Annotated in this window: 4 protein-coding genes and 1 pseudogene; 3 read left to right on the top strand and 2 right to left on the bottom strand. The window is 41.4% G+C overall.

Features of this window, described 5'->3' with window-relative positions:
- Positions 1–361: 361 nt before the first annotated feature.
- The gene (gene trpS / locus B4033_RS07625) at positions 362–1,375 is read right to left on the bottom strand and encodes a tryptophan--tRNA ligase (RefSeq protein ID WP_071319960.1); all 1,014 of its coding nucleotides are present in this window, start codon (positions 1,373–1,375) and stop codon (positions 362–364) included.
- A gap of 189 nt (positions 1,376–1,564) precedes the next feature.
- Between trpS and B4033_RS07630 the strand changes: the two genes are divergently transcribed.
- Positions 1,565–2,491, top strand: coding sequence for a DUF808 domain-containing protein (locus tag B4033_RS07630; protein ID WP_286832964.1), 927 nt, complete (start codon positions 1,565–1,567; stop codon positions 2,489–2,491).
- A gap of 49 nt (positions 2,492–2,540) precedes the next feature.
- Positions 2,541–3,443, top strand: coding sequence for a KPN_02809 family neutral zinc metallopeptidase (locus B4033_RS07635; protein ID WP_286832966.1), 903 nt, complete (start codon positions 2,541–2,543; stop codon positions 3,441–3,443).
- A gap of 85 nt (positions 3,444–3,528) precedes the next feature.
- On the opposite strand, the gene B4033_RS07640 is transcribed toward B4033_RS07635, so the two are convergent.
- Positions 3,529–4,083, bottom strand: coding sequence for a hypothetical protein (locus B4033_RS07640; RefSeq protein WP_286832967.1), 555 nt, complete (start codon positions 4,081–4,083; stop codon positions 3,529–3,531).
- A 222-nt stretch (positions 4,084–4,305) separates the two neighbouring features.
- On the opposite strand from B4033_RS07640, the pseudogene B4033_RS07645 reads away from it, so the two are divergent.
- Positions 4,306–4,562 (top strand): annotated as a pseudogene (locus B4033_RS07645) (sodium:proton antiporter); the annotation flags it as partial.

The raw sequence follows: 4,562 nt of genomic DNA on the forward strand, positions 1-4,562 counted from the left end.
CGGGTTTTTTATTAGTTTTTTCGCTACATAAGCTAGACATTGTAAAAGAGCAGCGTGAGCTAAAATAGTTTTTATAAAAGTTTCAGACAAAAAAAACGCAATGATTGGGGTTGTCATTGCGTAGAAAAAGGAAAAACTTGTTGCAAATGAAACTGTGGAGAATGTTTCTTGCTATTTCCTGAATATGTTTTCATATTAAAACTGGCTTGTTATTTTTACATTGGTAAACGTGTAAAGAGCTGTTAACTAAAGTAAGTTTTTCTACCTTTGTGTGACAGGAAAAAGAAAATATGAATCAAATGTGTAGGAATTCAATAAAAAAGCCCTTCATGTGAAGGGCTTTTCAAAATTTATCCAAGCATTAGAAGTGGAACACGCCAAGGGCAGTTTTAACTTCATCCAAAGTCGCTTGAGTAATATCACGGCATTTGTCTGTACCAGTCTTGAGTACATCCATAATGTAGTCAGGATCTTTAGAAAGTTCCATACGACGTTCACGAATTGGTCCAATTAATTCTTTTAGAATACCTTCAAGACGTTTTTTCACTGTACCATCACCCAAACCACCACGGCGGTAATGGGCTTTTAGTTCTTCCAGCTCTTCTTTGTTGGTATCGAACGCATCCAGGTAAGTAAATACCACGTTGCCTTCAACCTGACCTGGATCTTCAATACGCAGGTGGTTCGGATCCGTATACATTGCGTTAACGGCTTTCTTGATATCTTTGTCTGATGCATCTAGCACAATGGTATTGCCTAAAGATTTAGACATTTTCGCCTTACCATCAAAGCCTGGTAAACGGCCAACGTTAGATAGCAGGGCTTTACATTCTGGAAGTAGCTCACGACCTACCTGACGGTTCAGACGACGCACGATTTCGTTAGTCTGTTCAATCATTGGGATCTGGTCTTCACCCACTGGAACCACAGTCGCTTTGAATGCAGTAATGTCCGCAGCCTGCGCCACTGGATAGCACAAGAAGCCTGCCGGAATATCACGCTCAAAACCACGCATCTGAATTTCAGACTTAATCGTTGGGTTACGCTCAAGACGTGAAACAGTCACGAAGTTGAGGTAAAGCATGGTCAATTCATTGAGGGCAGGAAGGCAAGACTGAACGCAGATTGTGGTTTTGGTCGGATCAATGCCTACCGCAAGATAATCTGTTGCAACTTCAATGATGTTACGACGTACTTTTTCGAAGTTATCTGCATTGTCTGTCAAGGCCTGTGCATCTGCCAGCAGAAGATGCTGATGGTGAGAATCCTGTAAACCCACGCGAGAGCGTAATGAACCAACAAAGTGACCGAGGTGAAGTTGTCCGGTAGGACGGTCGCCAGTCAAGATCACTGGACGATTATCTTGATTACTCATTATTTATTCCAAACCAGTAGTCGTACTACATTCAAATTTTTAGGATCGCAACATTGTACGGCATTCTGTTTTTGAATGTCAGTCACAATGAATCACAGTAATAAAAAATCTCTGAAATTAAAGAAGTAAATACAATCTTTCTGCTGCTTTTTGATTAGAATATTTTTACATTTATAAGGAATAACAAGAATGGCGAGTAGCTTATTAATATTATTGGATGATATAGCCACAGTTCTAGATGATGTTGCAGTCATGAGTAAAATGGCAGCAAAAAAAACGGCCGGGGTCTTGGGAGATGATCTGGCGCTCAATGCTCAACAGGTAAGCGGTGTACGTGCCGAACGTGAACTTCCGGTGGTATGGAGCGTCGCCAAAGGTTCTTTTGTCAATAAACTCATTCTTGTTCCTTTGGCTCTGCTGATCAGTGTGGTTGCACCATGGTTAATTAATCCTTTATTGATGATTGGCGGCTTGTTCCTGTGTTATGAAGGCGTAGAAAAAGTCCTGCATAGCTTAAAGCATAAGAAAGCCAAAACTGAAGAAGATGCTGAGGCTGAATTCACTACGATCGAAACTGACTTAGCCACATTTGAAAAAGAGAAAATTAAGGGTGCGATCCGAACTGACTTTATTTTGTCTGCGGAAATTGTAGTGATTTCTTTGGGCACCGTGGCAGCCGCAGCTTTTACCACCAAGGTCATCGTACTAGCAGGGATCGCCATATTAATGACAGTCGGGGTGTACGGCTTCGTTGCCATGATTGTTAAAATTGATGATTTAGGTTTGCACTTGAGCAAGCAGGCATCGAGTTTCAAGCAAAGTGTAGGACGAGGCTTGTTAGCTTTTGCACCCAAACTGATGAAAACTTTAACTATTGTGGGAACAATTGCCATGTTCCTGGTCGGTGGCGGGATTATTGCTCACGCGATTCCATGGTTTCATCATTTCACTGAAGATTCAGTCGAGTATGTAGAGCACATTCCTACAATGGGCAGTATTATAGGTGCCGTTACGCCAACACTCATTAATTTAGTCATTGGTTTTATCGCAGGATTATTGGTATTCATTGTGATTGGCTTTATTCAAAAGATCAGAGCAAAATCAAAGCAGGCATAATTTTGGTTGGCTAGAAGTAAGTCAAAAATAAACTATAAGGAATCTTACTATGCGCTGGAAAGGTCGTCGAGTTAGTAGCAATGTTGAAGACCGCCGCGGTGGGGGTGCCAAAGCGGGTGGTATCAGTATTCTAGGGCTGATTGTAGCCTTTGTTGCCTGGAAATTTTTTGGTGTGGATCCTCAACAAGCTTATCAAGCCACCAAGCAGGTGACACAAGGTGTTTCCAGTGCTGAAACGCGTGGTCTGGAAAATCCAACGCCAGAGCAGCAAGAAGCAATTGACTTTGTCGGAACTGTTCTGGCCGATACAGAAGATACCTGGTCACAGGTGTTCCAGCAGCAGCTAAATCAGCAGTATACCGCCCCTAAACTGGTACTCTTCAGCGGTGTGGTGAATTCTGGTTGTGGTGCGGCGCAATCCGCCATGGGACCGTTTTATTGTCCGGCAGATCAGAAAGTGTATATCGACACGACCTTCTTTAGGGATATGCGTAGCCAGATGGGCATTAGTGGTGAGCAGAATTCAACTGAGCTATCGCGTAATGATCAGGCTGGTGACTTTGCTCAAGCATATGTCGTGGCACATGAGGTTGGACATCACATCCAGACCATCTTGGGTATTTCTTCTCAGGTACAGCAGGCACGCCAGCAAGCAACAAAGGCACAAGCGAATCAGCTGTCAGTCTATCAGGAGCTGCAAGCCGATTGCCTGGCGGGAGTATGGGCTTATCATAATCATGAGCGTACCCAATTCCTGGAACAGGGTGATGTACAGGAAGCCATGGATGCAGCGCATAAAATTGGTGATGACTATTTACAGAAAAAAGCCCAAGGACATGTGGTGCCAGATAGCTTTACTCATGGGACCAGTGCGCAGCGCGTGCAATGGTTTAATACCGGCCTGAAATCTGGTCAAATGGCAGATTGTGATACTTTTAATAAAGGCATTTAATATCGTAAAGGTATTTAGATCTATTTAAAGTGCCAAATGAAATGAAAAAGGAGCAGTTGCTCCTTTTTCTTAAGCATAGAAAAACTTATTTATTCAGAAATCGCTGAAAATTCCTGATCAGCTTGAAGCTGACAAATAAAGCAGCTAAAGCAAATAAGCTAATACCAAAGACTACATATTTCAGCCCAGCAATGTCCTGCTGATAAAATTGCTGGATCTCATTAGCAGAATAGGAAAATTCTGAAACCTGACCAGTGCGGCTATCTTTATATTTAACCTGTTGAATATAAGAAAACTCACCCGCCTTAAACAGTTTTACCTGATCAATCTGACGGGTATGAGACTGGTTAAAGTCATCGCTACACAACACCGTATAATGGGTGCAACTACTTTTAGAAATATAACCATTCCCTGCAATCAGAACAAAAATGGCATGATCTGGTTTCTGGTTATTGGACAGCAAAACATACTGCTGATCTGGTGAGCTGGTTAAGTTAAGTGACTTGCCTTGTTGATAATACTGCTCGGCCTGCATGATCTCCTGAATTTTGGCAAAACAGGTAAAACACAATGCAAGCGTGACCAAAAAAATCACAGTAGCAAGAAAAAGACGGAAAACAAGTTTAACGGTTTGATGCATGGAAGAAGGATTCAGAAGAACTAGTAAAAGAATACAGCAAAGTACTAAGATAGAATTGTATGATAAACCACCATTTGGAACTATTGAAAAGAAACTTAACTAAATAGCAAAATAAACAGGATTAAAATTATTTCATCCAGAAATGCTTTTTCATTTGATATTTTATTTTTAAATAAGCCAAATCACTCATTTTCAGGAATGAGGCGCGCTTTAAGGGAACTCATGGGCAATTTCTTTTTCTTGCAACTTTTGACCGTTGTTTTTGCATTATCTATTGCCACGACATTATTTAATAAAAGAGTGCTAGGTTTTCCTCAAGCGATTGGTGTTCCGATTGTTTCTGCAATTTTTGTATTTATCCTGCAATGGGGCGCGAGCCTGCTGCAGGGCAATCCTTTTTTCAGTATCAATATTGCCAATATTGAAAATGCAGTCCGGCATATCGATTTTTATGATTTTCTGATTAACGGCGTCATCTG

The organism is Acinetobacter sp. UBA3132 (assembly GCF_002364825.1).
GTDB lineage: Bacteria > Pseudomonadota > Gammaproteobacteria > Pseudomonadales > Moraxellaceae > Acinetobacter > Acinetobacter schindleri.

Excerpts from the sequence above, each read along its gene's own strand:
- trpS (WP_071319960.1), bottom strand. The coding sequence starts at position 1,375 with ATGAGTAATCAAGATAATCGTCCAGTGATCTTGACTGGCGACCGTCCT.
- B4033_RS07630 (WP_286832964.1), top strand. The coding sequence starts at position 1,565 with ATGGCGAGTAGCTTATTAATATTATTGGATGATATAGCCACAGTTCTA.
- B4033_RS07635 (WP_286832966.1), top strand. The coding sequence starts at position 2,541 with ATGCGCTGGAAAGGTCGTCGAGTTAGTAGCAATGTTGAAGACCGCCGC.
- B4033_RS07640 (WP_286832967.1), bottom strand. The coding sequence starts at position 4,083 with ATGCATCAAACCGTTAAACTTGTTTTCCGTCTTTTTCTTGCTACTGTG.